The 3529-nt window shown below is 67.3% G+C and carries 5 protein-coding genes; 3 read left to right on the top strand and 2 right to left on the bottom strand.

Features of this window, described 5'->3' with window-relative positions; translation table 11 throughout:
- Positions 1–717: hypothetical protein (locus ACIPIA_RS12370; protein WP_400509925.1), on the top strand; the 717-nt coding region annotated here is incomplete at its 5' end.
- 15 nt (positions 718–732) lie between these two features.
- Here ACIPIA_RS12370 and ACIPIA_RS12365 read toward each other — a convergent pair.
- Positions 733–1455, bottom strand: a complete 723-nt coding sequence (locus ACIPIA_RS12365; RefSeq protein ID WP_400509923.1) for a protein tyrosine phosphatase family protein — start codon at positions 1453–1455, stop codon at positions 733–735.
- 165 nt (positions 1456–1620) lie between these two features.
- Between ACIPIA_RS12365 and ppa the strand changes: the two genes are divergently transcribed.
- On the top strand, positions 1621–2160 hold the full coding sequence (ppa, locus tag ACIPIA_RS12360; protein WP_400509921.1) for an inorganic diphosphatase: 540 nt from the start codon (positions 1621–1623) through the stop codon (positions 2158–2160).
- A 52-nt stretch (positions 2161–2212) separates the two neighbouring features.
- Here the strand turns inward: ppa and ACIPIA_RS12355 are convergent, their stop codons facing one another.
- Positions 2213–3088, bottom strand: a complete 876-nt coding sequence (locus tag ACIPIA_RS12355) for an HpcH/HpaI aldolase/citrate lyase family protein (protein ID WP_400509919.1) — start codon at positions 3086–3088, stop codon at positions 2213–2215.
- 91 nt (positions 3089–3179) lie between these two features.
- Between ACIPIA_RS12355 and ACIPIA_RS12350 the strand changes: the two genes are divergently transcribed.
- The coding region (locus tag ACIPIA_RS12350) for a DUF429 domain-containing protein (protein ID WP_400509917.1) at positions 3180–3529 on the top strand (350 nt) is incomplete at its 3' end.

Below are 3529 nucleotides of genomic sequence, written 5' to 3'. Positions count from 1 at the left end.
GGGCGCTGGCAGGCCATTCTGCCGCTCGTGACGCCGCGCCTCTGGTCGCGTCACGGCCTCTTCGCCGCTGCCTATCATTGGCGCAGCGTTCCGGTGACGCTGCTGCCGAGCGCGCTGCTGGCTTTTGGCTTTGCGATCGCCCCCGTTCTGGCGCTGCCCTATGCCGCCAATACAGCTCTCGCCGCGCAGGTCGCGCTGTCGATGCGGCTTCTCGAGATGCCGACGCAGATGTTCGGCACGGTGACGGCGCCCATCGCCGTGAACTGGCTGAGAAGCCGCGCAGGCCAGCGCCGACGTCTGGCGGCGCGCGGCATGACGCTCGGCCTGCTCGGCATCGCCGCGCTGCTGTTCGGCACGATCGCCCTGGCCGGGACACTGGTCGAGCCGCTGTTCGAAGGAACGCATTGGGACAGCCTCGGCCAGGTGCTTGCCCTGCTTGCCCCCTTCTATGCCGGCATCGCGGTGCTGACGCCGTTGCAGGACATGGCGACCTTGTCGCGCCAGCCCGTCTGGCAGGTCGTGATCAATGCGGCCGCGCTTGTCGCGATCATCGCGACCATGATCTCGTTTGGTGCGCTCTCGGCCGGTCTGTTGCAGGCGATCGGCCTGATCTCGATCCTGCGAGCGCTGGCGCATACCGGGTTCATCTGGCTTCATCTGGGCGAAGCCGAAGGGACGCCCGTCGGCGACGGCGTCGTCGGGAGCCCGGCCCGCTGAGCCTGCCGCGGAGGGCTATTCCCGGCGGATCAGACGGTCGGCGATCAACGACGAAACCAGGCCGGGCTTGAATTCGCGCTCCAGCCGTTCCGGATCGTAGATGGTCTCGACCCAATCGAGAAAGGCGATGCCCTCGGCCTCGCCCTCGCGACGATAGGCCTCGAAGAAGGCGTCGAGGATCCCGGTCTTTGCAAAGCGGAAATGGCCGTAGCGCCAGGAGAGCTGGCGCATGGCTTCCTCGAGGGGGCGCCCTTCATGGACGAGCATGTAAAGCGCCGAGAAGAAGCCGGCACGGTCGGCGCCGGACTTGCAGTGCACGAGCGCCGGTTCCTCGAGCGTCGCGAAGAAATCCTTCGCGCCGAGGATGGTCTCGCGATCCGGGGCGCCGCGGGAGCGCAGGACGAAATCGACGAGGGCGATGCCGTGGCGCTCGGCGGCCTCCTTCTGCAAGGGCCAGGAGCCATGCTCCCGTCCGCCACGGAGATTGACGATCGTCTTCACGCCCTCGCGCGCGAAGCGCGCGATCTGGTGCGGGGCAGGCTGTGCCGAGCGCCACAGCCGCGGCGTCACGCGATGTGCGTTGAGATAGGCCAGGCGGAAGATGCCGTGGTCGACGAGCAGCATGTTGGCCCAGGCGCGCAGGCGCTGGCCGCGGCCCTCGATCGGCCGGTCCCAGCGCGCGATGCGTGCCATGCGGCGGGCATAGCGCTCCTCGTCGGGGCGTAGCCGCGTCAGCATGGGAAGGATCCGGTCAGGTTCATGCAGCGCCCGATACCAGCGGGAATCCCGCAGCGCAAATCGCGCCGCCCGGGCCGTCGGGCCCGGAACAACGAAGGAAGGGGTTGGACTTTCCGTGTCGAAACGGCATAAGGCCCGGCGAAATATCCCAAGGACAGGTTTCCAATGCGCATCGACGCCATCTCCATCGGCAAGAATCCGCCGGACGAAGTCAACGTCCTGATCGAAGTGGCGATCGGAGGCGAGCCGATCAAGTACGAGATGGACAAGGAAGCCGGCACGCTCTTCGTCGACCGCTTCCTTTATACCCCGATGCGGTATCCGGGAAATTACGGCTTCATTCCACACACGCTGTCGGAAGACGGTGATCCCTGCGACGTGCTGGTCGCGAATACGCGCCCGCTGGTGCCGGGCTCCTACATCGCCGTGCGTCCGATCGGCGTGATGCTGATGGAGGACGAGGGCGGTGGCGACGAGAAGATCATCGCGGTGCCCGTACCGAAGCTGACGAAGCGCTACGAGAACGTTCACAACTACACCGACCTGCCGAAGATCACGCTCGACCAGATCCAGCACTTCTTCGAGCACTACAAGGATCTCGAGCCCGGCAAGTGGGTGAAGCTCAAGGGCTGGGGCGATGCCGCCGAAGCCAAGAAGCTGATCGTCGAGGCCATGGAACGCGCCAAGGCCGCCAAGAAGGGCTGACCGGGCGGCCACGGATATCGAAGGGGTCGCGCCCGGCGCGGCCCCTTTCGTTTCAGGAGGCGATCGCGTCCGCCAGTGCGACCGTGCGGCGCGCGATCTCCGCATGCAGCAGTTCGACCATGCGGCCGTCGAGCTGGATCGCGCCCTTGCCGGCATTCTCCGGCAGGTCGAAGGCCGCGATGACGGCACGGGCCCGCGCCAGCTCCGCCTCGCCCGGGGCAAAGACCGCGTTAGCGACGGCGACCTGCGAGGGGTGGATGAGCGTCCTGCCGTCGAAGCCGAGATCGCGCCCCTGTTCGCATTCGACGTAGAAGCCCGCCTCGTCCTTGATGTCGTTATAGACGCCGTCGAGGATGTCGATGCCGTGGGCACGTGCCGCCAGGATCGCCTGCGTCAGCCAAGGCAGCATAGGCGCACGGCCAGGCACGAAGCGGGCGCGCGTCTCCTTGGCGAGATCGTTGGTGCCCATGACGAAACAGGCGAGCCGGGTGACAGGGTCGCGGGCGGCGCGCGCGATGCGCTCGGCGTCGAGGATGGCGAGCGGCGTCTCCATCATCGCCCAGACCGCGATGGCGGGGTCCGCCCACAGGCCGGTGAGCTGGAGGCCGATCTCATGCAGCGTCTCCGGCGCGGACACCTTCGGGATCAGGATCGCCTGCGGCCTGGCCTCGGTCGCGGCGGCGAGGTCATCGGCAAACCAGGGGGTTCCCACGGCGTTGACGCGGATCACGAGTTCGGCACGGCCGTAGCCGCCGGCCTTCACGGCGGCGCAGACCTGTTCGCGTGCCGCGGCCTTGGCGTCGGGCGCAACCGCGTCCTCCAGATCGAGGATTAGGACATCGGCGGGAATCTCACGCGCCTTCTCGAGGGCACGAGCATTCGAGCCCGGCATATAAAGGGCGCTGCGGCGGGGGCGGATCGTGGTCATCGTCTCTCCTGACACGGCCGGCTTGTGCTGCACCGCACAGTAGACGAACGCAGATGCAATGCCAGCGCTGCGAAAGACGAAGGAGAGCGCCATGGTCTGGATTGCCGGCGTCGATGGCTGTCCCGGTGGCTGGATTGTCGCCCTTGCCGATGCGCAGGAGCTGGATCGGGACCCCGTCGTCCAGGTCCTTCCACGCTTCAGCGACATGTTTGCCGGCGAGACCGTGCCTGACATCGTGGCCGTCGACATGCCGATTGGCCTGCCGGACCGGGTGACGGGTTCGGGGCGCGGGCCGGAGCAGCAAGTGCGGCCGTTGCTCGGCGCGCGACAATCCTCGGTCTTCGCCATTCCCGCGCGTGCGGCCGTCGAAGCCAGAGAGTATGCCGAGGCGTGCGCTCTTGCCCTCTCGGCATCCGACCCGCCGCGGAAAGTCTCGAAGCA

Source organism: Allobosea sp. CER48 (assembly GCF_044752385.1).
In the GTDB taxonomy this organism is placed as follows: Bacteria; Pseudomonadota; Alphaproteobacteria; order Rhizobiales; family Beijerinckiaceae; genus Allobosea.
This window is presented reverse-complemented; position numbering and strand designations above follow the sequence as displayed.